Raw genomic sequence first — 23009 nt, 5'->3', positions numbered from 1 at the left:
ACTGTGGGTAGAACACCCCTGATGACCACGACCCTGCGGCCGACCGAGCCGCTTCAGCACCATGAGGACGGGACCCGTTCGCGCCGCTATCAGGTGTGCGTGAACGGCCGTCCCGTAGGCGACCTCCACCTGGGGACACATCCCGCTTTCGGCGATGCGGTGGCCCGGATATCCGAGCTGCGGATCGAGGAACCGGACCGGCGGCGGGGCCGGGCCACCGTGGCCGCTCTCGCCGCGGAGGAGGTGGCGCGCGGCTGGGGCTGTCGGCGCATCGAGGTGACGGTCCCCGGAGACGCCGTACCGGCGCTGCGCCTCGTCACGGCACTCGGTTACGTCGTCCGCAACCGCGGTATGGAGAAGCCCCTCGGCGACACCCCGCCCAATCTTCGCCCGGGCAGCCGCGCACGGCCCATGACGGAGGCCGAGTACGGATCGTGGCTGGAGAAGAGCTACGAGGGACACCTCCGCAGCTGGATCGAGCGCGGGGTCCCGGAAGCCGAGGCCCGGGCCAAGTCCGAGCGGGACCACGCGGCGCTCCTGCCGGAGGGGCTGAGCACGCCGGACACGTTCCTGAGCGTCCTCGAGCACGAGGGAACGCCGGTGGGCACCCTGTGGGTCGGCGTACGCGACGGACAGGCCTTCGTCTACGACGTCGAGACCGCCCCGGATCACCGGGGCAAGGGACACGGCCGCACGCTGATGCTGCTGGCCGAGGTCCAGGCGATCGTCGCCGGACACCGGGGCATCGGCCTCAACGTCTTCGCCGGCAACACCCCCGCCGAGCGGCTCTACGAGTCGCTCGGCTACCGGACGACGCTGTACGCCCTCTACAAGGCGTTGCACTAGCAGCCGGTCAGGCGCCCGTCTGCTCGGCCAGCAGCCGGTCGGCGATCTCCTCGATGCGCTCGCGCAGGCCCTCCTGGCTCTTGCCGCCGTCGAGGCGCTCGCCGCCGATCACATACGTCGGGGTGCCGGTCACGCCGATCGCCTTGCCCTCGGCCTGGTCGGCGTCGACGATCAGGATGTGCCGGCCGTCGATGAGCGCGGTGTCGAGCTCCTCGGCGTCCAGGCCGAGCTCCCGGGCCACCTCGACCAGGAAGGGTTCTCCCTTACGGTCCAGCTCCTCGACCCGGCCCAGCACGGCCTCGACGTACTCCCAGCCCCGCCCCCGCTCCAGTGCCTCCTCGGCGGCCTGCGCGGCGGGGAAGGCGTGCTTGTGCTTCTCCAGCGGGAAGTGCCGCAGCCGCAGCTCCAGCCGGTCGCCGTAACGGGCGCGCAGGGCACGGAGATCGTCCAGAGCGGTGCGGCAGTCGGGGCACTGCAGCTCGCACCAGACGTCGAGGACGGGGGCGGCGGGGCGGTCGGGGGAGGAGTCGCTCATGGCCCCAGTCTCCCAGCCCGGGCGCGGACGACCCAATCCGACCTGGTCCCACCGGCACCTTCGGAGGAGACGACCCGGAGATGTCCCTGATGTCCGGCCCAGGCATGGCCCGGCGGGGTGGCCGGGGTGCAGGATGGAAGGGACCAGGGCACGCTCCCTGGCCTCGACCCAGCCCGCCTGGAGGACCGGATGATTGCCGAGACCGTCTGTTCCGCCGTCGCCGCGGCCGGCCTGGGCATCGCGGCGGTCACGGCGTACCGCAAGCGGTTCCTCGCGGCCGCGCGGACGGCCGCGTATGCGCTGGTGCCCCTGGGCCTGGTGATGACCGGTGTCGTCGACTGGCTGGCGGACACCGCGTTCAGCCCGACCGCCTGGGCGGGTTTCGCAGTCCTCGGCGTGTCCTGGCTGCTGTTCGCGAGCACGCGCGCGGTGGAGCGCCGCCGCGGCGGCACCCGCGAGGAACGCAAGCAGGCCCGCGCCGCCACGCGGCGCGAGGCGGTGGCGCCGGAGGCCTCGGCGCCCTCACTGGGCCCGGGCAGGCGTCAGGCGACCCGGCCTTCGAACGCATCCCGTGGCGAGGCCGGCGACGACTTCAGCGACATCGAGGCCATCCTGAAGAAGCACGGCATATGAAGTGGCACGGCATATGACGCGCGCATCCAGGACTGAAACGACACAGTGGGTCGCTGCCCGCCCGTAAGTGATCACGACTCGAACCGGACATCGCGGAATCCGGCGAACTCCCGCTCATTCCGGGCGTGTTGATCGCGCGAGGTGGCGGAACTGCGCCATCATCACCGCGAGATGCTGGACACGACTCAAAGCGAGGCCGCGCCACCTCAGGACGAGCCTCGCGGGTGCCTCTTCGCCCTTTCCCAGCCACCGCTGATGATCTTCCTTGCGGTGATCGGGTGTCTGCTGCTCATGGCTGCGCTGCACGACCTGCTGCTGCTGTGAGCCGTACCCGCGGCCCCCGGCGCCACCCGCCGGGGTCCGCGTTGACGGGCCTGTCGTGCCGGCTCGTCGACGATCGCCGCTCAGCCGGCCGCTTCCTTGCGGCGCGCCCGGTAGGCGGCCACATGCAGACGGTTTCCGCAGGTACGGCTGTCGCAGTACCGCCGCGACCGGTTCCGGGAAAGATCCACGAACGCGTGCCGGCAGTCCGGCGCCTCACAGCGGCGCAGCCGCTCCTGCTCTCCGGCCACCACGAAGAACGCCAGGGCCATGCCGCAGTCGGCTGCCAGGTGGTCGGCGACGGAGGCGCCGGGGGCGAAGTAGTGCACATGCCAGTCGTAGCCGTCGTGGTCCGTGAGGCGGGGGGTGGTGCCCGCGGCGGCGACCAGTTCGTTGATCAGCCCGGCCGCGCGCCGGGCGTCCGGCTCCGCGAAGATCGCGGCGAACCGCCCGCGCACCTTGCGCACCGCCGACAGGTCGAACTCCGAGAGCACTCCGACATCGCTGATTTCGTGCTTTTGTACGAAAACCTCGAGAGCCGCGACGTCCGGCAGTCCTTCCGGGGTCTCGTCGTCCTCCGGTGCGGTGTTCACCAGATCCACCACGGCATCGAGCGCACACCGGGTGTCGTGGGTGATCAGCACGTTTCGCTCCCTGGCCTGGGGGGTCGGGCGGGCGCCCGCCGATGCTGGCCGATCGTAGTGGCATCCGCCGGGGCTGCACCGGCCGTGCCCCCGCTCGTGACGTCGATTACAACGCCGTGGCGACGCCGACGGTTCCCGCGGTGGGCCGCCGGCCTGCTCCCGCTCCGCCTGCGGACGCACACCAACGCCGCCCCCGGCGGTGCGGAGACGGCGCTGCTGTATGCCGTATGCGGTTGTCTTGGCCCGAGCCGTCTCCCCGAGTCGACGGCGCCGGGCGGCTTGTGGGGCCTCGCCCTAGCTCTCCGCCAGGATGTGCGAGAGCTCCTGATCGAGATCGAAGTGCCGGTGCTCCGTGCCGGGAGGCACAGCGGCATCCGTTCGCTTCAAGAAGGACTCCAGAGCCCGTGCCGGGGCCTCGAGCAGCGCCTCGCCCTCCGGAGAGCTCAGGGCGATGCAGACGACGCCCTGGCCGTGACTGCGCGACGGCCAGACACGGACGTCGCCGGTTCCGGTGGGCCGGTGGAGGCCCTCCGCGAGAAGGTCGCGGGCGAACACCCACTCGACGGTCTCCTCGGCTCCGGTGTGGAAGGTGGCGTGCACGGCGTAGGGGTCGGCCGTGTCGTACCGCAGGCCTGCGGGGACAGGCAGGGAGGACTCGCTCGACACAACGAGGCGCAGGTGCAGCTCGCAGCTGACCGTGGTGTTCATAAGCGCCAGGGCCTTTCGCTCAGTGTGCGCTCGGGGATTCGCACGTCGGCGAAATCGACATGCCACCTACGGTGCCGTTGTAAACCCCTCTGAGTGTTTTGCGTGTCTTTACGTAACTCTTCCGGCCGAGAACCCGTTCGCGAGGTACGACCATTCCGGTGACTGGTTTCCGTCCGGTAGGGTTTGGCCGTATGAATACGGGGAGTGACCAGCCGGGCGAGGTTGCCGTGGCGACGGACGAGGCCGAAGTGGACGGTGTGAAAGGCGACAGCGAGCAGGGGCTCGGCTCAAGAGCGCCGGAGTTCATCAAGGCGCGCCGTGCGCTGCACCTGAGCTGGCAGGTGGGCGTTTTCATCATCGGCCTGGCGATCGTGATCGCCGGCATCATCATGCTGCCGCTGCCCGGCCCCGGCTGGGTCGTGATCTTCGGCGGCATGGCCGTCTGGGCGACCGAGTTCGTCTGGGCCCAGCTCGTACTGCGCTGGACCAAGCGCAAGGTCACCGAGGCGGCCCAGCGGGCCCTCGACCCGAAGGTGCGCCGCCGCAACATCATCCTGACGTCGATCGGCCTCGTGATCGTGGGTGTGCTCGTCGGGATCTACGTGTGGAAGTTCGGCATCGTCATGCCCTGGAAGATCAAGGACCAGTGATCCACGACGGGGGCGCGGTCCTCGTCCGGTGCGGGTTCGCGCTGGTCACCTGCACCCCCTGACATGGGGTAATGTTCTTCCTGCGCCCGGGCGATTAGCTCAGTGGGAGAGCGCTTCGTTCACACCGAAGAGGTCACTGGTTCGAACCCAGTATCGCCCACCCGGATCCGGCGGCCCGTCTGCGACAGAGCAGGCGGGCCGCCGTCGTTCGTGCGCGTGGTGGTGCGAGAGGCGTCGCCGTGAGTGACGGTTGGCAAGGTCCCGTCGGCGCACCGGATCGCGTGATGTGCCGCTCCGTCAACTTCCGGTTCGCAGGTCGCTTTCAGCCGACCGGTTCATGTGGGGGACGGCCGACTCCTCGTTCGGTCCATCGATCACGCGCCTCTCACCTGCGGCGACGCTCCGCCGACCCGGCCCTTGTAACCTCACGCCCCGTCAAACCGCGAAAGCGCCCCGCAAGAAATTCCTGTCCGAATCATTGACGCACCCCCGGGCCCTCCGTAACTTGTGCCAGCAAGCGCTTACTTGAAACGATTCATGCAGGCGGCAACGCAGCGTTGCGGGGAGGCTCGACGGTGAGAACCAGCAGGAATGTTGAGAGGCGTACGATCCTGAAGGCGGCCGGTGCCACGGCGGCCACGCTCGGGCTGGCCGCGACCACGGCGTGCGGTGGCGGCGACGGCGCCTCCGCCGACGGGACGGTGACACTCCGTTACGCGTGGTGGGGTGGGGAGCCGCGCACCATCGCCATCAAGAAGACGATCGCGCTCTTCGGGAAGAAGTACCCGAAGATCAAGATCAAGCCTGAATTCACCGACTACGAAGCCTTCTGGGAGAAGTTCCAGACCCAGGCCTCCGGCGGAAATCCCCCGGACGTTTTCCAGAATGCGGTCGGTTTCCTGCGCAAGTACGACAAGCGCGGTGTTCTCATGGACCTCAAGTCCCAGGCGGACGCGGGGAATCTGAGCCTGGAGAACTTCCGCAACGGCGTTCTGGCGAACGGTCAGGTCGACGGCAAGCAGATCGGCATACCCGTCGGCGCCAACACCATGGCGCTGGTCATCGACCTCAAGGCGTTCAAGAAGGCCGGCGTCGCGGCGAAGACGGGCTGGACCTGGGACGAGTACTTCGACGCGCTCCAGACGATCCAGGACAAGCTCAAGATCGCCGGCGACACCGGCTACTTCAGCATCATGTACCTCTATGACCTGTACCTACGGCAGAACGGCAAGGCCTTCTTCACCGACTCCGGTCTCGGCTTCACCGAGGACGATCTGACGCAGTGGTGGGAGGACGGCTACAAGCGCGTGAAGTCCGGGCTCGTCGCCGACCCGAAGAAGATCGAGCAGGTCAAGCCCAAGTCGGGTCTGTCGGCAGGGCTGGCCGCGTCCGAGTTCACCTGGGACAACTTCTCCATCCGCTACGAGGGGGAGGGCGACTCGGACTACGGGCTCGCGCCGATCCCCACCATGGACGGCAAGGACACCGGCCAGTACCTCGGCTCGCTCATGCTCAGCGCCTTCGCCGGGACCAAGCACCCCAAGGAGGCGGCCCAGTTCATCGACTTCATGGTCCATGACCCCGAGGTCGGCAAGATCATGGGCTACGACCGGGGCATCCTCGCCACGACCGAGCAGTACGACGCGTTCACGCCCACCGACGCCAACAACAAGGGTGTCAAGGCGTACGAGGAGGAGGTCGCCAAGGCCGGCGTCCTCGGGAAGATCACCCCGCACCCTTCCGGTGCCGATGTCGTCGAGGCGGCGTTCCTGCGCATCGGCGGTGAGGTGGCCCAGGGCAAGGCCAAGCCGGCCGACGCCGCCAAGACGCTGTTCGGCGAGGCCAAGGCCGCGTTCGCGGGCTGAGGGGACGTACCACCATGACCCTCGTCAAGGAAGCGCCCGCGCGCCCGGCGAAGAAGCGGTCCGCCGCTCCCTCCGCCGGGCGGCGCGGGCGGCGCCGCGAGAACCTCGCCGGCTATCTCTTCATGTCGCCGTGGCTCGCGGGGTTCCTGCTGCTCACGGCGGGGCCGATGATCGCGTCGCTGTACTACGCGTTCACCCGGTACAACCTGTTCACGCCGCCCGAGTGGGTGGGCTTCGACAACTTCACGACGATGTTCCAGGACCCGCGCTGGCAGAAGTCGGTCGAGGTCACGCTGAAGTACGTCGTCGTGGCCACGCCGCTGAAGCTGCTGCTCGCGCTCGGTGTCGCGCTGCTGCTCGCGCAGAAGCGGCGCGGCCAGGGCCTGTACCGGGCCGCGTTCTACATGCCCTCGCTCATCGGCGCCAGCGTCTCCGTGGGCTTCGTGTGGCGGGCGCTGTTCTCGGACGACGCGATCGTGGACCGTACCCAGAAGATCTTCGGTCTCGACGTGGGGGGCTGGATCGGCAACCCGGACTACGTCCTCTACGCCCTGGTGGCCCTGAGCATCTGGCAGTTCGGCGCGCCGATGGTCATCTTCCTGGCCGGTCTCAAGCAGGTGCCGCGGGAGCTGTACGAGGCCGCCGAGGTGGACGGAGCCGGTCCGCTCCGCCGGTTCTGGAACATCACGCTGCCGATGATCTCCCCGGTGCTGTTCTTCAACGTGCTGCTGGAGTCCATCCACGCGTTCCAGGTGTTCGGCTCCGCGTACGTCGTCTCCGACACCCGGTGCGGGCCCGCCGACGCCACCCTCGTCTACACCTGTTACCTCTACCAGAAGGGCTTCAAGGAGGCCCAGATGGGCTTCGCCGCCGCGATGGCCTGGACGCTGGTGGTTGCGGTGGCGCTCGTCACGGCGGTCCTGTTCTGGTCGCAGAAGAAGTGGGTGCACTACGAGGAGGCCGCCAAGTGACCAGTGCCACCACCCCTGTCGTCCGCACCGCGAGCGAGCGGCGGCGCACCGGATCGATCGCCTGGCACGTGGGCGCGCTCGTCGTTCTGGCCGTCGTCCTGTACCCCGTGATCTGGGTCGTCGGTGCCTCGTTCAAGCCGAGCAAGGACATCATCGCCAGCCTCGACCTGCTGCCCGCCAAGCCGGTCTGGGCGAACTTCTCCGGGCTCGCCGACGGCATCTCCGGCATCTCCATCAGCAGCTTCTTCTGGAACTCGCTGATGTACGCCGTCCTCGCCGTGATCGGCGTCGTGCTGTCGAGCTCGCTCACCGCCTACGCCTTCGCCAAGATCCGGTTCGCCGGGCGGAACCTGCTGTTCACGCTGATGATCGGCACGCTGCTGCTGCCGTACCACGTGCTGCTCATCCCGCAGTACGTGCTGTTCCGCAACCTCGAACTCACCGACACGCTGGTGCCGCTCGTCGCGGGCAAGTTCCTGGCCACCGAGGCGTTCTTCGTCTTCCTGATGGTGCAGTTCATGCGCGGGCTGCCGCGCGAGCTGGACGAGGCGGCCAAGCTCGACGGCTGCGGGCACCTGCGGACCTACTGGTCCATCGTGCTGCCGCTGAGCCGCCCCGCCATCATCACCAGCGCCATCTTCACCTTCATCAACGCCTGGAACGACTTCATGGGACCGTTGATCTACCTCAACACCCCCGACAAGTACACCGTCTCGCTCGGCCTGATGATGTTCCGCGACCAGGAGGGCATCTCCAACTACGGCAGCATGATCGCGATGTCGCTGGTGGCGCTGATTCCGGTCATCGCGTTCTTCATGGCCTTCCAGCGCTATCTCATCGACGGCATGGCGACCTCCGGACTGAAGTGAGGCGGTGGTGGACATGGCTCAAGCCCGCGTGAAGGACCGGTCCCCGCGCAGGGCGTCGGTCCTCGGCGGTGAGCGGTTCGCGGTGTTCGCCGAGTGTCTGCTCACCGGCGTGTGGATCGCGGTGGCCTCGCTGGGAGTCGTCACCTGTCCCGCCGCCTTCGCCGCCGGCGCACGGCATCTGCGGCGTCGTACGGCCCATGAAGGCGGCGGCTGGCGGGAGTTCGTCGCCGACTTCCGTACGGCCCTGCGCGGCGGGTGGGCCGTCGGGCTCGCCGGGTGGGCGGCGGTGGCCGCGGTGTGGGTGGACGTCCAGGCCGCGCGGGCCGGGATTCCCGGTGGGCCGCTCGTGGGGGCGGTCGGGCTGTTCGCCCTGATCGGCCTGGTCGTGGCCCTGCTGCGGGCCGCGGCGGTGTGGACGCCGGAGGCCGGCTGGCGGGCGCTGCTCGCGGACGCGGGGCGTCGTACCGTGCTCGACCCCGCCGGGTCCTTCCTGATCATCGCCGGACTGGCCGTCGTCGCCGCGTCCGCCTGGTTCGTCGCGCCGCTGTCGGTCCCCGTCCTCGGGGCCGTCGCGGCGGCGGCCGTCGCCGTGGAGGAGCGGTACCGGCACCGCTGACCGGCGGTGCCCTGTTCATCAAGGTCGGTGCCCTGGACGCCGTACCTCTCTCTGTCATGCCCCTGCCCAGCCGCACATGGAAAGGAATGGCCATGTCCCCCATCCCCCGCAGGTCCCTCCTCAAAGCCGCTGCCGTCGCCGGAGCCGCCGCGCAGTTCAGCTGGGCGCTGGGAACCAAGGACGCGCAGGCCGCGCCCAGAGCCGCCGAGGCCGATGACTCTCCCGTGACGCTGGACTGGCTGGAGGACGGCGGTCTGGGCGCCGCCCCCGGATCCACCGTCGGTGTGCCGTGGCCGAAGGGCGTTCATCAGGAGGACCAGAAGTTCGCGGTCGAGGACGCGGACGGCAAGGCCGTGCCCGTCCAGTCCTGGCCGATCGCCTACTGGCCCGACGGCTCGCTCAAGTGGACTGCCCACGCGGTGAGTTCGGGCAACGGCAAGCTGACGCTGAGCCCCGGCGAGGCCGCCGTACCGGACAAGAGGGTCACCGTCGACCAGAGCGGCGGTGCGATCACCGTGTCGACCGGCGTCATCACGGCGAAGATCGGCAAGTCCGGGGCCACCCTCATCAAGTCCGTCACCCGTGGCTCCACCGAGATCGCCAGGAACGGCCGCCTCGTCCTCATCCGCCAGCCCGAGATCGAGGACGAGGACCAGGGGGCGGTGAAGACCGAGCGCTTCGACGGGGCCATCTCCGAGGTGAAGGTCGAACAGGAGGGACCGGTCCGGGCCGTCGTGCGCATCGACGGCAAGCACCGCAAGGGCGACCGGAGCTGGCTGCCGTTCTCGATCCGGCTGTACTTCTACGCCGGCGCCGACTCCTTCCGCATGGTGCACACCATCACCTACGACGGCACCCAGGAGCCGGGCAGGGCGAGCGGCGACTTCATCCGCGGCATCGGCGTGCGCTTCACCGTCCCGATGCGGGACGCGGCGTACGACCGCCACATCCGCCTCGGCGGCGAGGGCACCGGCCTGCTGCGCGAGGCGGTCAAGGGCATCACCGGGCTGCGCCGCGACCCGGGGACGGCGGTGCAGGCGGCGCAGTACGCGGGCCAGAAGCTGCCGGACCCCGCCACCTGGGACCAGCGGGTCACCACCCGCCTCCAGTACATCCCCGAGTGGGGCGACTACACCCTCTCCCAGCTCTCCGCCGACGGCTTCACCGTGCGCAAGCGCACCAAGAAGGGCCACGGCTGGATCGGCGCCGGCGGCGGCCGGCGTGCCTCCGGGTTCGGTTACGTCGGTGGGGCGAGCGGCGGGTTCTCCTTCGGCCTGCGCGACTTCTGGGAGAGGTTCCCGGCGCAGCTCGACATCCGCGACGCCCAGACCGACGAGGCGACCGTCACCCTCTGGCTCTGGTCGCCCGAGGCACAGCCCATGGACCTGCGCTTCTACCACGACGGCATGGGCCAGGACACCTTCGCCGAGCAGCTCGAGGGCCTCAACATCACCTACGAGGACTACGAGCCGGAGTTCGGCACGCCGTACGGCATCGCGCGTACGTCGGAGCTGCTCTTCTGGGCCAACGAGGCGACGCCTTCAGCGGACACTCTGGCCCAGCAGATCGAGGCCGTGCGTGTGCTGCCGCAGCTCGCCGCCCCGCCCAGGCAGCTCATCAAGGCCGAGGTCTTCGGACCCGGCCTGTACTCCGAGCCCGACCGCTCCACGCCCGCCAAGGCGAAGATCGAGGACCACCTCGACTTCCTCTTCACCTACTACAAGGACCAGGTGGAGCAGCGGCGCTGGTACGGCTTCTGGGACCACGGCGACATCATGCACACCTACGACACCGTCCGGCACCAGTGGCGGTACGACATCGGCGGCTACGCCTGGGACAACTCCGAACTCTCGCCCGACCTGTGGCTGTGGTTCGCCTACCTGCGCTCCGGCCGCGCCGACATCTTCCGCTTCGCCGAGGCGATGACCCGGCACACCGGCGAGGTCGACGTCTACCACCTGGGCAAGTGGGCCGGCCTCGGCACCCGGCACGGCGTGCAGCACTACGCCGACAGCGCCAAGCAGCAGCGCATCGCCAACACCACCTACCGCCGCTACTACTACTTCCTCACCGCCGACGAACGCGTCGGCGACCTCATGCACGCCAACGTCGACTCCGACGAGACCTTCCTCGTCCTCGACCCCCTGCGCAAGGTGCGCACCGACCCCTACACACCCGACCGGCACGCCCTGTCCATCGGCTTCGGCACGGACTGGAGCGGGCTGGTCTCGGCCTGGCTGACCGAGTGGGAACGCAAGGGCCCCAAGTGGGAGAAGGCCAAGGCGCGGGTGCTGTCGACGATGGAGGGCATCGCCGCCCAGCCCAACGGCTTCGTGCAGGGCAGCGGGCTGTACGACCTCGACACCGGGAAGTTCGCGGTCGCCGCGTCACCCGCGGTCTCCGTGTCCCACCTCTCCGCCGTCTTCGGCCTCAACGAGCTGTGCGCCGAACTCATCGACCTCGTCGACATGCCCAAGTTCAACGAGGCGTACTTCGACTACTGCCGCTACTTCAACGCCACCAAGGCCGAGCAGGCGGCACGGTACGGCTCCAACTTCGGGACGCTGCTGCTCTTCCAGGGCCACTCGCGCCTCGACGCGTACGCCGCCGTGAGGACGGGGGACGAGAAGCTCGCCAAGCGGGCGTGGGAGAAGTTCTACAACTCGGACGGCTACAAGGAGTCGGCGCCCTGGAAGACGGAGGCTCTCAGCGGGCCGGCCGCGTTGGTGCCGGGTAGTGAGGCGGCTTGGGTGTCCACGAATGACACCGCGTTGTACGGGCTCGCGGCCATTGAGAACCTGGCCCTTCTCGGGGACAAGATGCCGTAACGGTTCGTGGGGAACTGCGGGTCCGTTGTGGCTGGTCGCGCAGTTCCCCGCGCCCCCTTGGGGCGTCTCAGCGCATGTTCCCCAAGAAATCCCGCATCTTTCGGGCGTCCCTGAGGCGTTGTTCGTACGTTGCTCCCAGGGCGAGCAGCAGAAGGCCGGCGAGGGCGGGCAGTACCCAGCGGGGGAGTGCGTCGGTCACCTGGGCGATGTACGGGGCCAGCTCGTGCAGCGCGTCCAGGGCGAGCACCGAGCCGCCGAGCAGCAGCGGTGCCTTGAGGCCGTGCCCGGCGCCCAGCAGGGTGACCGCCATGGCGCCGAGGCCCAGCAGCAGGGGGCGCGTCCAGTCCGGGTCGCCCCAGGCCGTCACCAGGCTCGGCACGAGCGTGGCGGCGAGTCCGGGGCCGTACGCCGTCCAGGACGAGACCTCCGGGTCGCGGCGCCTGCGCACGGCACCGATCAGCAAGGCCGGGACGGTGACCGGCGCTGTGTATGCCTCGGGCGTGCCGACGTCCCAGCCCGCCAGGCGCACCCATGTGGCCAGCACGAAGAGGGCGGCGGAGGCGTAGGCGACGGGGCGGCGGTCGGGGCGGATCGCCGTACCGGCGGTGATCACACCGCACAGCGCCAGGACCAGGGCGAGCATCGGCAGGTCGGTCGAGGCCGCGGCCAGCCCGACGGCGAGCAGCCCGGCGGTCGCGCCCGCCACCTCGACCGGGACCGTCGCCCGCGCGCCACCGAGCCGTGCGGCGAGCAGGGCCGCCGCCACCGGGACCGCCAGGACCAGCAGGGCGGTGTACGGCGGCTGCCAGCCGGCCGCGGCGCCCGTCGCACAGGCCAGCGCGGCGGCGTACGCGAGCGCTGCCGGGGCCGTGACGGGGGCGAGGTGCGGCTTCCAGGAGGCCGCTGCGAAGAGGGCCGTCAGGGCGGCGAGCACGGTGAGGGTCGCCGGCTTCGTGGGCAGGGAGAGGAAGGCGAGGGTGAGGGAGGTGAGGAGGGCGAGGGCCGTGACGGTGTGGCGAAGGGTGGGGAAGCCGGGAGCGGCAACGGCAGCGGACTCCGGGCGCGCGGTCGGCCGTATCCACGCGGCCGCCGCCAGGGCGCCTGCCGTCGTGATCCCGAACGCCACCAGGCCCATGGCATAAGGGACTTCGAGCACCGCCGGAAGGACCAGCGCCGTCGCCCACGCCAGCACCAGCACCCCGGTCAGGGCCCGAGGCCGCCAGAGCGCGTCACGCACCGCCAGGAGCAGTACGGCGGCGACGACAGCAAGGACGACGGGCACCGTTTCGCCGTGCGACGGCCACGGCGCGTCGACCAGCACCGCCTCCCGTACGCCTCCCGGCGCCCCGGACCACACCCGCTCCACCCAGGTGACCGGACCCAGCAGGACGACCCCCACCAGGGGCAGCGTCCACAGCAGGGCAAGGCCCTGTACGGCAGCGGAGGCATGGACGAACCCGCGCCGTACCGTCTCCGGCAGGCGGCTCACCCGTACCGCCGCCAGCAGGGCGACCCCACAGGCGAGATACCCCGGAACCGTCCACGCGTCCGGCACCGCCGAGCGCGCCGTGCCGCCGAGCGCGGCGACCGTGAGGAGGCCGGCGGCGACGGAGAGGCCGCGCGCCCGCTGCCCGGCGGTCTCCCGCCATGCCGCGGCCAGCGCGATGCCCGCCGCGAAGAGGAGGAGCGCCGCCGCACGGGCGGCGGCGCTCGGGCCGGTGGCCGTCCACGACAGCCAACCGGCGGTCCACACACCCCAGGCGCCCATGCCGTACGCACCGATCACCGCGGTGATCCGTACGGACCTGGCGGGCACCCGGAGCGCCACACCCGCGTCGAACCCGGCCGTCACGAGCACGGCGCCCGTGACCGCGTACAGGTCCGCATCCGCGGCCACCGCCCAGAGAGCCAGGGGCAGCTGGGCCGCCACCAGCGCGACGGGCAGGGGCAGACGCAGGTCGCAGGTGCGCGGCACCAGCCCGTAGGCCGTCCACAGGGCCGCCAGCGCAGCCGACGCGGCCGCGATGTAGCCCGTGGCGTCCACGTCCGCCCATGTGACCTCGCGCAGCGCGTACGCGTCGAGCACCGTCAGCGCGAGCCCGAGACCCGCGACCGACTCGGCCGTCGACCGCAGCCCGCGCCGCAGCAGCGGCACCGGCGCGGCGAGCACCGCCACCGTGACCCCGCCGAGCACCAGAGCCCGCCCGGTGATCCCCATGTGACCCCAGCTGACCAGCGTGAACGCCACCGCGGCAATGGTGAGCAGGACCCCGCCGAGCAGCAACAGGACGTTCTGGACCCGCGGTGCCGAGGCCTCGGGGCGCGCCCATGCCTCGGGGCGCCGCGCTGCGACGGGAGCCGGGGCGGGCGTGGCCGCCGCTTGCAGCGCGGTGACCAGCCAGGCGCGGCGGTGCAGCAACTGGGCGCGACGGGCGTCCAGTTGATGCAGCTCGGCGTCGAGGAGCCGCAACTCCTCGGCCGGTGGCGGAAAGTGCGTCATGCCTGGAGTGTGGTCCGCGTCACGCCGTACGGCATGAGTGCACGTACTCAGAACGTACTCAGATGCGCCGGAAACCTCCTGCTGGGTGCAGACTCGGCCCATGGACTGGAGCCACTACCGCTTCCGCAGCCTGTGGGCCCTGCCCGCCCCTCCCGCCACCGTCTACGACCTGCTGGAACAGGCCGAGGACTACCCCCGCTGGTGGCCCCAGGTGCGCGAGGTCAACCGGATCGACGACACCACCGGCGTGATCACGATCCGCTCCGTCCTGCCGTACGACATGACCTTCACCGCGCGCGAGGTGCGGCGGGACCGGGAGGCGGGAGTACTGGAGATCGCGATGTCCGGGGACATCGACGGCTGGGCGCGCTGGACCCTCACCGCGCACGGCAGCGGAACCGTCGCCCGCTACGACCAGGTCGTCGACGTGAACAAGCCGCTGCTGAGGCGTCTCGCGGTGCCCGGGCGGCCGGTGTTCCGCGCCAACCACTGGATGATGATGCGGGCCGGCCGGCGCGGACTGATCGCGTACTTGGCCGGCGGCCATCAAGCGGTTTGAAGGAAACGCGCCGGGACCTGTATTGTTCAGTGCGTTCCCGGGCGATTAGCTCAGTGGGAGAGCGCTTCGTTCACACCGAAGAGGTCACTGGTTCGAACCCAGTATCGCCCACCGGGAGAAAGCCGGTCCGCCTGACGCGGACCGGCTTTTCCGCTGTTCACGCGGCTTCCGCCGGAAGATCCGGACGCAGCGGCCACGCCGGGTCCACCGCCTCCTCACTGCCACTGCGGGCGAACCACGCCTGCAACCCACGCGCCTGCGCCGCGTGCCACACCGCCTGCAGCGTGTGCAGCTCGGCGGGGGACAGGCGCTCGAGGCGGGCGGCGAAACGGCGCCCCACCGCCCGTACGACCTCCAGCGAGGCCAGCGCGTCCGCCGCCGCGTCGTGAGCGCCGTCCAGTGTCACGCCGTAGTGCGCACACAGGTCGGTCAGGGTGCGGCGGCCCTTGCGATAGCGGTCCAGATGCTTGTCCAGGACCCGTGGATCGAGCACCAGCAACGGCGTCGCCTCGAACCAGCGGTCCAGGGACGAGGCGCGATGCCGGCGCAACTCGCGGTCCAGCAAGGTCAGATCGAACGGCGCGTTCATCACGACGAGCGGCCGCGCCGCCGCCGCCTGTCCGGCCAGTTCCTCGGCTATCTCCTGCATCACCGGCGCCGGCCAGCGGCCGTTGCGCTGCAGGTGATCCTCCGTCAGTCCGTGCACCGCCGTCGCCGCCTCCGGCACCGGAACACCCGGGTTCACCAGCCACCGGGTCACCCGCGGCCGGGTACCCGGGGCGTCCTGGACGACGACGGCCGCCGACACGATCCGGTCGGTCTCGACGTCCACACCTGTCGTCTCCGTGTCGAATGCCGCCAGCGGGCCCTCATACCAGCACGCCATACCTACACAACCCCTCGTTCACCAACGGCAGCTGACGCACCGTCTTCTGCCCGTTTGGTGATACCCGGACCGTTTGCGCCGTACGCCGGAGGGACACAACAGGAGTGCGGGTCTTTGCAGTTCAGCGGCCCGGACGGGGATTGACTCGGCGTGGAAGGCTGTTCGTCATGGCGATAGCGCAGCCCGAGCGGGGCGGGCTGCTGCCCGAACGCACGGGTCCTCATCGCGGTTCACTCGCCACCACCGCCTGCATGGAGACACTGCAGGTGGGCTATCTGCACGCCGTCGCGGCGGCGGCGGGATGCTCGCTCTCCCAGCCGTTCCCGGACAACGGCATCGACTGGCACGTCAGCCACAGCGCGCCCGGCCACACGGTCGACGACGAGGTCACCATCAAGGTGCAGCTCAAGGCGACCTACCAGATCGCACCGAACCCGCCCGGCCGCTTCTTCTCCTTCACGCTCGACAACGACCACCTGGCGAAGCTCGCCCGCACCCCGGTCTCGGTGCACAAGATCCTCGTCGTGATGATCGTGCCGCGCTCCCAGGAGCAGTGGCTGCGCGCCGGTCACGACCGGCTCGATCTGCGGCACTGCTGCTACTGGGTCAACCTGGCCGGCCACGCGATCACCGGGCGGCGGCGGACCAGCGTGCGGATACCGACCTCACGCATCTTCGACGACCGGGCGCTCTGCGAGATCATGACGCGGGTCGGGACCGGAGGCAGACCATGACGCACCGCCCCCTGGAGGAGCCACTGCGACCGGTACGGCCGCACCCGGTCGACGCGTCCTGGGACCGTCCCCCCGAGCCGGGCGACGTCGACCCCGCCGTGCTCAGCGCCCTGCTGCACCGGCACGGCTGGCAGCGCCGCGGGGGAGCGGCGGGGCGCTACGGCCGCTGGACCCCGCCCGGACCGGGCGGCAACGGCACCAGTCTGCTCGTCCCCGAGTCCCGCGCCTTCCCCGACAGCGACGACCTGCTCGGCGAGGCCCTCGTCGCCCTGTCCCGCAGTGGCACGCCCTCCGCGCGCGAGGTACTGGTCGGACTCGCCGTGCCCAGCGACGAGATCCGCTGGTGGCGGGACGCGCCCAGCGGGCCGGTCGGGGCCGCGCCCTGGACCGTCGAGGAGGAACTGCGCACCGCCGCCCGCCGGATGCTCCTCGCCGCGGCGCTCGCCACACGCGCGCGTGCCGGCTACTACGGCGCCCGGCACCGCCGCTCGGCCGCCGCGATGCTGGAAAGCGTCCTCGTCGGCCCCGCGGCGGCCGGCGGCGGCCTCACCGCCTTCGTGCCCGTCGGCACGGGGCGCCCGCTCGCCGTACGCCTCCACCAGGCCCTGTACGCAGCCCGCGAGGCCATCGACTACCAGCGGGCCACCGGTGGCATGGACGCCTTCGACGGCGCCGTCGAAGCCGGCGTCAGCCGTGAGCTCACCGAAGCGCTGGTGGCATTGGTACGCGGGACCGAGGGCGCCCGCGTCGCCGTCGAGTGGGCACCCGCGGCCGGAGTACCCGAGGACTGCGTGGCCGGTGTCGAGCCGGTCGAGTTCTCGCCGGGCGACCTGCCCGTGCTGCGTGAGGCCGGGGCCCGCTATCTGCGCGAGGAACCGTCCGTGCCGGTCAGGCTCACGGGTGCGGTCGTACGGATGCGCAGGTCGGGGCCGCGTGGGGAGGGCACCGTACGGCTGCGGGTCCTCGCGGGCGCCGAGGTCCCGCACGTCCGGCTGACCCTCGACGAGGAGGCGTACCGCATCGCCGGGCACGCGCACCTCGTCGGGCTGCCGGTGCGGGTGCACGGGCGGCTGGAGAGCCGGGGCGGGTTCCGCAAGGTCACGGGGGCCTCCGGGGTCGTACCGGTGCAGGTGGACGAGGCCGAGCGGGATCGGCTGATGAAGTCGCTGCAGGAGGATCTGGACTTTTTTGAGGAGGCTTGCGGCGGGGAGGACGGAGGGGACTGACGGGGGCGGCGTCCAAGGGGCGAGGCCTTGCAGCTGGGGTGCTGAATCCTGGCTCGGTCGCCTGCGGGGCGCCACATGCGGCTCCCTCGCGGCCGGTGTCGTCGGGACAGTGGCTGTTGGTGGGCCGTGGCCCGGCGTTGGTGTGGGCTGGTGGGCAGGGGGAGCCGGGCTGCGGTTCCGGCAGCGCCCCCTAGGGGCGCGGGGAACTGCGCGACCAGCCACGACGAAGCCGCGGACGACCGACGGCCGATTACGGCACTCATAGCGGAGCGCCACCGTTTCGCGGTCGGGGGTCCGGGGTCGGTACGATCGCGTAATGCGCGCGCTCCTGGTATGGCGCCGCACCCCACCTGCAGTCAGGAGAGACCGGTGTCAGACGTCCGTGTGATCATCCAACGCGATTCCGAGCGGGAAGAGCGCGTGGTGACGACGGGCACTACGGCCGCCGACCTCTTCGCCGGCGAGCGCTCGATCATCGCCGCGCGCGTGGGCGGCGAGCTCAAGGACCTGTCGTACGTGCTCTCCGACGGCGAGGAGGTCGAGGGCGTCGAGATCTCCTCCGAGGACGGTCTGAACATCCTGCGCCACTCCACCGCGCACGTGATGGCGCAGGCCGTGCAGGAGCTCTTCCCCGAGGCCAAGCTGGGCATCGGCCCGCCCGTCAAGGACGGCTTCTACTACGACTTCGACGTCGAGAAGCCGTTCACGCCCGAGGATCTCAAGGCCATCGAGAAGAAGATGCAGGAGATCCAGAAGCGGGGGCAGCGCTTCTCCCGCCGTGCCGTGACCGACGAGGCCGCCCGTGAGGAGCTGGCCGCCGAGCCGTACAAGCTGGAGCTCATCGGCCTCAAGGGCTCCGCCTCCAGCGACGACGGTGCGGACGTCGAGGTCGGCGCCGGTGAGCTGACGATCTACGACAACCTGGACGCCAAGACCGGCGAGCTGTGCTGGAAGGACCTGTGCCGCGGTCCCCACCTGCCGTCGACCCGAGCGATCCCGGCGTTCAAGCTGATGCGCAACGCGGCCGCCTACTGGCGCGGCAGCGAGAAGAACCCGATGCTCCAGCGCATCTACGGCACCGCCTGGCCGTCCAAGGACGAGCTCAAGGGCTACCTGGACTTCCTCGCCGAGGCCGAGAAGCGCGACCACCGCAAGCTGGGCAACGAGCTCGACCTGTTCTCCATCCCCGAGCAGATCGGCTCCGGCCTCGCGGTCTTCCATCCCAAGGGCGGCATCGTCCGCCGGGTCATGGAGGACTACTCGCGCCGGCGCCACGAGGAAGAGGGCTACGAGTTCGTCTACACCCCCCACGCGACGAAGGGGAAGCTCTTCGAGACGTCGGGCCACCTGGACTGGTACGCCGAGGGCATGTACCCGCCCATGCAGCTCGACGAGGGCGTGGACTACTACCTCAAGCCCATGAACTGCCCGATGCACAACCTGATCTTCGACGCGCGCGGGCGTTCCTACCGTGAACTGCCGCTGCGCCTCTTCGAGTTCGGGACCGTGTACCGGTACGAGAAGTCGGGCGTCGTGCACGGCCTGACGCGCGCGCGTGGCTTCACCCAGGACGACGCGCACATCTACTGCACCCGCGAGCAGATGTCGGAGGAGCTCGACAAGACGCTCACCTTCGTCCTCGGCCTGCTGCGCGACTACGGCCTGACCGACTTCTACCTCGAGCTGTCGACGAAGGACCCGGAGAAGTTCGTCGGTTCCGACGAGGTCTGGGAGGAGGCCACGGAGACCCTCCGCCAGGTCGCCGAGAAGCAGGGCCTGCCCCTGGTGCCCGACCCGGGCGGCGCCGCCTTCTACGGTCCGAAGATCTCCGTCCAGGCCAAGGACGCCATCGGCCGCACCTGGCAGATGTCGACGATCCAGCTCGACTTCAACCTGCCGGAGCGCTTCGACCTGGAGTACACCTCCGCGGACGGCTCCAAGCAGCGCCCGGTCATGATCCACCGTGCGCTGTTCGGCTCGATCGAGCGCTTCTTCGCCGTGCTCCTCGAGCACTACGCGGGCGCCTTCCCGGCCTGGCTGGCCCCGGTCCAGGCGATCGGCATCCCGATCGGCGACGGGCACGTGGACTACCTGGAGAAGTTCGCCGCGGCCGCCAAGAAGAAGGGCCTGCGGGTCGAGGTCGACTCCTCCTCCGACCGGATGCAGAAGAAGATCCGCAACGCCCAGAAGCAGAAGGTGCCGTTCATGGTCATCGCGGGCGACGAGGACATGGCGAACAACGCCGTCTCCTTCCGCTACCGTGACGGCTCGCAGGAGAACGGCATCCCGTTCGACGAGGCCATCGCGAAGATCGCGCAGGTCGTCGAGGAGCGGACGCAGGTCTGATCCGGCACACGCACATCGAGGGCCCCCGGAGAGTTCAGCTCTTCGGGGGCTTTTCGTCGCCCTCCCGGGAGAAGGTCTGCAGGAGCCACGAGGCGAAGGTGCCCGTCACCGCACCGAGCAGCGCCAGGCCGACGGCCATCACCCCGACCGCGATGAGGCGCCCGACCGGGGTGACGGGGGTGACGTCGCCGTACCCGACCGTGGAGAGGGTGGAGCACGCCCACCAGACCGCGTCCCCGAAGGTCCGCATGGTCGCGCCCGGCGCCCCGCGCTCCTGCTGGAAGACGGCCAGGGCACCCGTGAAACCCAGCAGCACGGTGGACATCCCGGAGTAGACCATCACGCGCGCGTGCAGGGCGAGCCGCGGTTCACCGTGCCTGCGCTGCAAGGCCTCGTACAGCTTCACGAACCGCAGCGGCCGCAGCAGCGGCAGCACCAGCACGACGGTGTCCAGCCAGTGCGTCCGCACGAAGCCCAGCCGCTGTCCGCTGAGCCGCCAGCGCACGACGTAGTCGACGGCGAACGCGGCCCAGGCGGCGAGCATCATGGCGAGACCGGGGTCGATCCAGGCGTCCTTCAGCCGGTCGGGGCCCAGGACCTGGAGTGCGTAGGCGGCGACGAAGATCACCGAGGCGACCGCGAGAGGAACCTCGGTGCGCTGCTCCCAGCGGGCCATACGAGTGCGAGCGTCCATCGGCTCAGCTTGGCTCGCAGTGATGCGGTGCGAGGCCCGGCGACACGCCTCGAACGGACGAAGCCATATGCTGCACGCATGACGAGTGAGCCGGAGCAGCAGTGGGGAGTGGGGATCCAGGACGCGTTCCAGCGTCTGTGGACGCCCCATCGGATGGCCTACATCCAGGGTGAGAACAAGCCGACCGGCCCCGGAGCGGACGACGGCTGCCCCTTCTGCTCGATCCCGGCCAAGTCCGACGAGGACGGGCTGATCGTCAAGCGCGGCGAGCAGGTGTACGCGGTCCTCAACCTGTACCCGTACAACGGCGGCCACCTCATGGTCGTGCCCTACCGTCACGTCGCCGACTACACCGACCTCACCGAGCCGGAGACCGTCGAGCTCGCCGCCCTGACCAAGCAGGCGATGACGGCCCTGCGCACCGCATCGGGCGCCCACGGCTTCAACATCGGCATGAACCAGGGCACGGTCGCCGGCGCCGGCATCGCGGCCCACCTCCACCAGCACATCGTCCCGCGCTGGGGCGGCGACACGAACTTCATGCCGGTGGTGGGGCACACGCGGGTGCTGCCGCAGCTGCTCGCCGACACCCGGAAGATGCTGGCGGAGGCCTGGCCGACGGCTTGATGTTCGGGCCGGCGGTGACATCAATCAGCCCGTCCGGCCGTTTGAGGACGAGGCCGTCAGGCCGAAGGGGGGTCCGGGGGCTGCGCCCGACCAGACCCACCCCCACACGGCTCGACCGCCGGAGGCCTACGCGTCGTAGAGGTCGGCCTTCCGTGGCGTCGGATCCTGCACAGCCGTGCTGAGGAACGCCGACCGCGTACCGAACTTCTCGGTGTCCACGCCGTTCTCGTCCAGCACCTTGATCGCCGCCGCATGCACCACCCGCAGCACCGGTGTGGCCGCCCGCAGCGCATCGTCGGCCATGAACCGGTGCCGCCACGGCTGATCCGCCCACGCATGCCGGAGCCCGAAAGGCTCCGGCAGCCCTATCGTCCCGCCCAGCCAGTTGAGCAGCGGCGGATACCAGGAGATCGGGGCCCGGACCGCCAGGCGTACCACCTCGTCGGTGTTCACCAGGGGAAGCTTGATCTTCCGCGTCTCCCACGGCTTCAGGGACTTGGCGACCTCCTTGGTCGGCGCTTCCGGCTTCTCCTGGAACAGCCCGTTCACCGGACCGAGGGCGTGCCCGGTGACCTCGATGCGCAGCGTCTCGTGCAGCACGGTCACCGTGATCAGCATGGTGATGATCAACTGGCCGTCCCAGAGCGTCCACTGGACGCCCAGGTAGTGCCGGTCACCGCTGCCGAACTGCTGCTTGTTGCAGATGTCCTGTATGGCGTGCGACTTGACCTGGTAGGCCTCGACGTCCGTGCCCTCCGGCCGGGACACCGCCTTCGCGCCCTCGGCGATCGGCGTGACGACCCAGTGGCGTATCGAAGGCTTGGGAAAACCACCGGTGTTGAGCGGACCGCGCTCCAGCATGCGCAGCTGATCGTGGATCGAGCGGATGACGTCCCAGCTGCGGAACGGGTGGATCTCCCGGGTCGGGTCGGCCGGCACCAGGTCCTCCGCCAGCTGCCAGCTGCCCCAGCGCGTGCCCATCCCGAGTATGCCCTTGGGCCCGGCGTAGAAGACGGAGTTGGACTGCTGCTCGGCGCTGAGCTTGGCGAGGGACTGGCGGAGCTGCTCGGCCTGCGTCTCGCTGGGGCTGGTCGGCACCGCCTCCGGAACCTTCGCGCCGACGCTGCTGCCGGCCAGCAGGCTGTCCCACCGCTCCCGCAGGTCCCGCGCGGTGCGCTCGCAGACCAGCTTGGCCCAGTACCAGCCGATCACGGGCATGACGACCGAGGCCCGCGCATACCAGGCCCAGAAGCCGGTGAACGGCATCCGGATCAGGAAGATCACGGCGAGCGCGCCCACCGCGACGAGCAGTGCGGAGGCGAGCGCGCCGCCCCGCTTCTCGTCCCGCTTGGTGATGGTGGTCCGCAGCTGGAAGACCAGGAGCCACACCAGCAGCCCGGGCAGGAACAGCACGCCGCAGATCACCATGATGGCGCTCAGCGTCCGGTCGCGGGCCTTGCGGATGTTGTTGGCGGCCAGACAGTGCTCGACGACGACCTGCGGCTCGGTGCCGAAGGACTGGATCAGGGGCTTGCGGCCACTGCCGAGCATGCGGTCGACCACGGCCCGGGAGTAGGCCTCACCCAGGTTGGGCCGGAAGATCTTCGCCCACTTGCGGCCTGCCTTGACGTCGGTCTGGTGCCATTCGTTGTCGGCCTTCTTGATGTCCTCGTAGGGGTTGTCCCGATAGGCCGCCGAGGCCAGCGCGAACGTCGCCGTCTGTCCCTCGCCGGCCGTGCGAGGCACCTGCGGACCGAAGATGTCCGCGTAACCGCTCTCAACGGTCATTCCCGCCCCCGATCGCCGCACTGTCGCTTCTGCGGCCTTCCCGACTTCCGTACCGCGCACACCTGTTGATCAATGATCAGCGTATCCCCCGCCACCGACAACCGTCGGCGGACGGCCGAAGCCGCCCGCCGACGCGGAGGGGAGCGTTCCGCACAGGCTGTTC

The 23009-nt window shown here is 70.2% G+C and carries 21 protein-coding genes and 2 tRNA genes; 16 read left to right on the top strand and 7 right to left on the bottom strand.

Translation table 11 applies throughout. The features are described from left to right. Positions 1-21: 21 nt before the first annotated feature. On the top strand, positions 22-846 hold the full coding sequence (locus ACIBU0_RS37975) for a GNAT family N-acetyltransferase (protein ID WP_398827850.1): 825 nt from the start codon (positions 22-24) through the stop codon (positions 844-846). Between the two features lie 7 nt (positions 847-853). On the opposite strand, the gene ACIBU0_RS37970 is transcribed toward ACIBU0_RS37975, so the two are convergent. Continuing rightward, a complete protein-coding gene (locus ACIBU0_RS37970) occupies positions 854-1381 on the bottom strand; it encodes a DsbA family protein (RefSeq protein ID WP_398827848.1) in 528 nt (175 codons plus the stop codon). 189 nt (positions 1382-1570) lie between these two features. Here ACIBU0_RS37970 and ACIBU0_RS37965 point away from each other — a divergent pair, with 189 nt between their 5' ends. Both ACIBU0_RS37965 and ACIBU0_RS37960 read left to right on the top strand, forming a co-directional pair. Then, positions 1571-2014 carry a hypothetical protein gene (locus ACIBU0_RS37965; RefSeq protein ID WP_398827847.1) on the top strand — a complete coding sequence of 148 codons (444 nt, stop codon included), beginning with the start codon at positions 1571-1573 and terminating at the stop codon, positions 2012-2014. Positions 2015-2155: 141 nt separating this feature from the next. After that, the gene (locus ACIBU0_RS37960; RefSeq protein WP_398828003.1) at positions 2156-2338 is read left to right on the top strand and encodes a hypothetical protein; all 183 of its coding nucleotides are present in this window, start codon (positions 2156-2158) and stop codon (positions 2336-2338) included. A gap of 80 nt (positions 2339-2418) precedes the next feature. Here the strand turns inward: ACIBU0_RS37960 and ACIBU0_RS37955 are convergent, their stop codons facing one another. Beyond that, positions 2419-2979: a CGNR zinc finger domain-containing protein gene (locus ACIBU0_RS37955; protein WP_398827845.1), complete on the bottom strand. Its 561-nt coding sequence runs from the start codon at positions 2977-2979 to the stop codon at positions 2419-2421. A 294-nt stretch (positions 2980-3273) separates the two neighbouring features. After that, complete coding sequence (locus tag ACIBU0_RS37950) at positions 3274-3687, bottom strand: SsgA family sporulation/cell division regulator (protein WP_004002642.1); 414 nt, start codon at positions 3685-3687, stop codon at positions 3274-3276. A 191-nt stretch (positions 3688-3878) separates the two neighbouring features. Between ACIBU0_RS37950 and ACIBU0_RS37945 the strand changes: the two genes are divergently transcribed. From ACIBU0_RS37945 to ACIBU0_RS37915, 7 genes are all read left to right on the top strand, one after another. Beyond that, on the top strand, positions 3879-4337 hold the full coding sequence (locus ACIBU0_RS37945; RefSeq protein WP_398827843.1) for a TIGR02611 family protein: 459 nt from the start codon (positions 3879-3881) through the stop codon (positions 4335-4337). Positions 4338-4425: 88 nt separating this feature from the next. Next, a tRNA-Val gene (locus tag ACIBU0_RS37940) sits at positions 4426-4497 on the top strand. A 415-nt stretch (positions 4498-4912) separates the two neighbouring features. Then, on the top strand, positions 4913-6202 hold the full coding sequence (locus ACIBU0_RS37935; protein WP_398827841.1) for an ABC transporter substrate-binding protein: 1290 nt from the start codon (positions 4913-4915) through the stop codon (positions 6200-6202). Between the two features lie 14 nt (positions 6203-6216). After that, on the top strand, positions 6217-7173 hold the full coding sequence (locus ACIBU0_RS37930; RefSeq protein WP_398827839.1) for a carbohydrate ABC transporter permease: 957 nt from the start codon (positions 6217-6219) through the stop codon (positions 7171-7173). Beyond that, positions 7170-8042: a carbohydrate ABC transporter permease gene (locus ACIBU0_RS37925; RefSeq protein WP_398827837.1), complete on the top strand. Its 873-nt coding sequence runs from the start codon at positions 7170-7172 to the stop codon at positions 8040-8042. Before ACIBU0_RS37930 ends, ACIBU0_RS37925 begins: the two co-directional genes overlap by 4 nt. 13 nt (positions 8043-8055) lie before the next feature. Next, positions 8056-8658, top strand: a complete 603-nt coding sequence (locus ACIBU0_RS37920; protein WP_398827835.1) for a hypothetical protein — start codon at positions 8056-8058, stop codon at positions 8656-8658. A 92-nt stretch (positions 8659-8750) separates the two neighbouring features. Then, complete coding sequence (locus ACIBU0_RS37915; protein WP_398827833.1) at positions 8751-11486, top strand: Tat pathway signal sequence domain protein; 2736 nt, start codon at positions 8751-8753, stop codon at positions 11484-11486. A 67-nt stretch (positions 11487-11553) separates the two neighbouring features. Here the strand turns inward: ACIBU0_RS37915 and ACIBU0_RS37910 are convergent, their stop codons facing one another. Further along, a complete protein-coding gene (locus ACIBU0_RS37910) occupies positions 11554-13986 on the bottom strand; it encodes an SCO7613 C-terminal domain-containing membrane protein (RefSeq protein WP_398827831.1) in 2433 nt (810 codons plus the stop codon). A 100-nt stretch (positions 13987-14086) separates the two neighbouring features. Between ACIBU0_RS37910 and ACIBU0_RS37905 the strand changes: the two genes are divergently transcribed. Continuing rightward, the gene (locus ACIBU0_RS37905; RefSeq protein WP_398827829.1) at positions 14087-14545 is read left to right on the top strand and encodes an SRPBCC family protein; all 459 of its coding nucleotides are present in this window, start codon (positions 14087-14089) and stop codon (positions 14543-14545) included. 39 nt (positions 14546-14584) lie between these two features. Continuing rightward, positions 14585-14656: transfer RNA gene (locus ACIBU0_RS37900), tRNA-Val, on the top strand. A 46-nt stretch (positions 14657-14702) separates the two neighbouring features. Here ACIBU0_RS37900 and ACIBU0_RS37895 read toward each other — a convergent pair. Then, complete coding sequence (locus ACIBU0_RS37895; protein WP_398827827.1) at positions 14703-15431, bottom strand: 3'-5' exonuclease; 729 nt, start codon at positions 15429-15431, stop codon at positions 14703-14705. 167 nt (positions 15432-15598) lie between these two features. Here ACIBU0_RS37895 and ACIBU0_RS37890 point away from each other — a divergent pair, with 167 nt between their 5' ends. From ACIBU0_RS37890 to thrS, 3 genes are all read left to right on the top strand, one after another. After that, complete coding sequence (locus ACIBU0_RS37890; RefSeq protein WP_398827825.1) at positions 15599-16165, top strand: DUF4365 domain-containing protein; 567 nt, start codon at positions 15599-15601, stop codon at positions 16163-16165. After that, complete coding sequence (locus ACIBU0_RS37885; protein ID WP_398827823.1) at positions 16162-17391, top strand: hypothetical protein; 1230 nt, start codon at positions 16162-16164, stop codon at positions 17389-17391. The genes ACIBU0_RS37890 and ACIBU0_RS37885 overlap by 4 nt, the downstream gene beginning before the upstream one ends. A gap of 369 nt (positions 17392-17760) precedes the next feature. Further along, positions 17761-19737 carry a threonine--tRNA ligase gene (thrS, locus tag ACIBU0_RS37880; protein ID WP_398827821.1) on the top strand — a complete coding sequence of 659 codons (1977 nt, stop codon included), beginning with the start codon at positions 17761-17763 and terminating at the stop codon, positions 19735-19737. A 34-nt stretch (positions 19738-19771) separates the two neighbouring features. Here thrS and ACIBU0_RS37875 read toward each other — a convergent pair whose 3' ends face one another. Continuing rightward, on the bottom strand, positions 19772-20431 hold the full coding sequence (locus ACIBU0_RS37875) for a potassium channel family protein (protein WP_398827819.1): 660 nt from the start codon (positions 20429-20431) through the stop codon (positions 19772-19774). A gap of 78 nt (positions 20432-20509) precedes the next feature. Here ACIBU0_RS37875 and ACIBU0_RS37870 point away from each other — a divergent pair, with 78 nt between their 5' ends. Further along, the gene (locus tag ACIBU0_RS37870; RefSeq protein WP_062722603.1) at positions 20510-21058 is read left to right on the top strand and encodes an HIT domain-containing protein; all 549 of its coding nucleotides are present in this window, start codon (positions 20510-20512) and stop codon (positions 21056-21058) included. 126 nt (positions 21059-21184) lie between these two features. Here ACIBU0_RS37870 and ACIBU0_RS37865 read toward each other — a convergent pair whose 3' ends face one another. Further along, on the bottom strand, positions 21185-22846 hold the full coding sequence (locus ACIBU0_RS37865) for a hypothetical protein (protein ID WP_398827818.1): 1662 nt from the start codon (positions 22844-22846) through the stop codon (positions 21185-21187). Between the last annotated feature and the right edge of the window lie 163 nt (positions 22847-23009).

This window comes from Streptomyces sp. NPDC049627 (assembly GCF_044465645.1).
Classification (GTDB): Bacteria; Actinomycetota; Actinomycetes; order Streptomycetales; family Streptomycetaceae; genus Streptomyces.
This window is presented reverse-complemented; position numbering and strand designations above follow the sequence as displayed.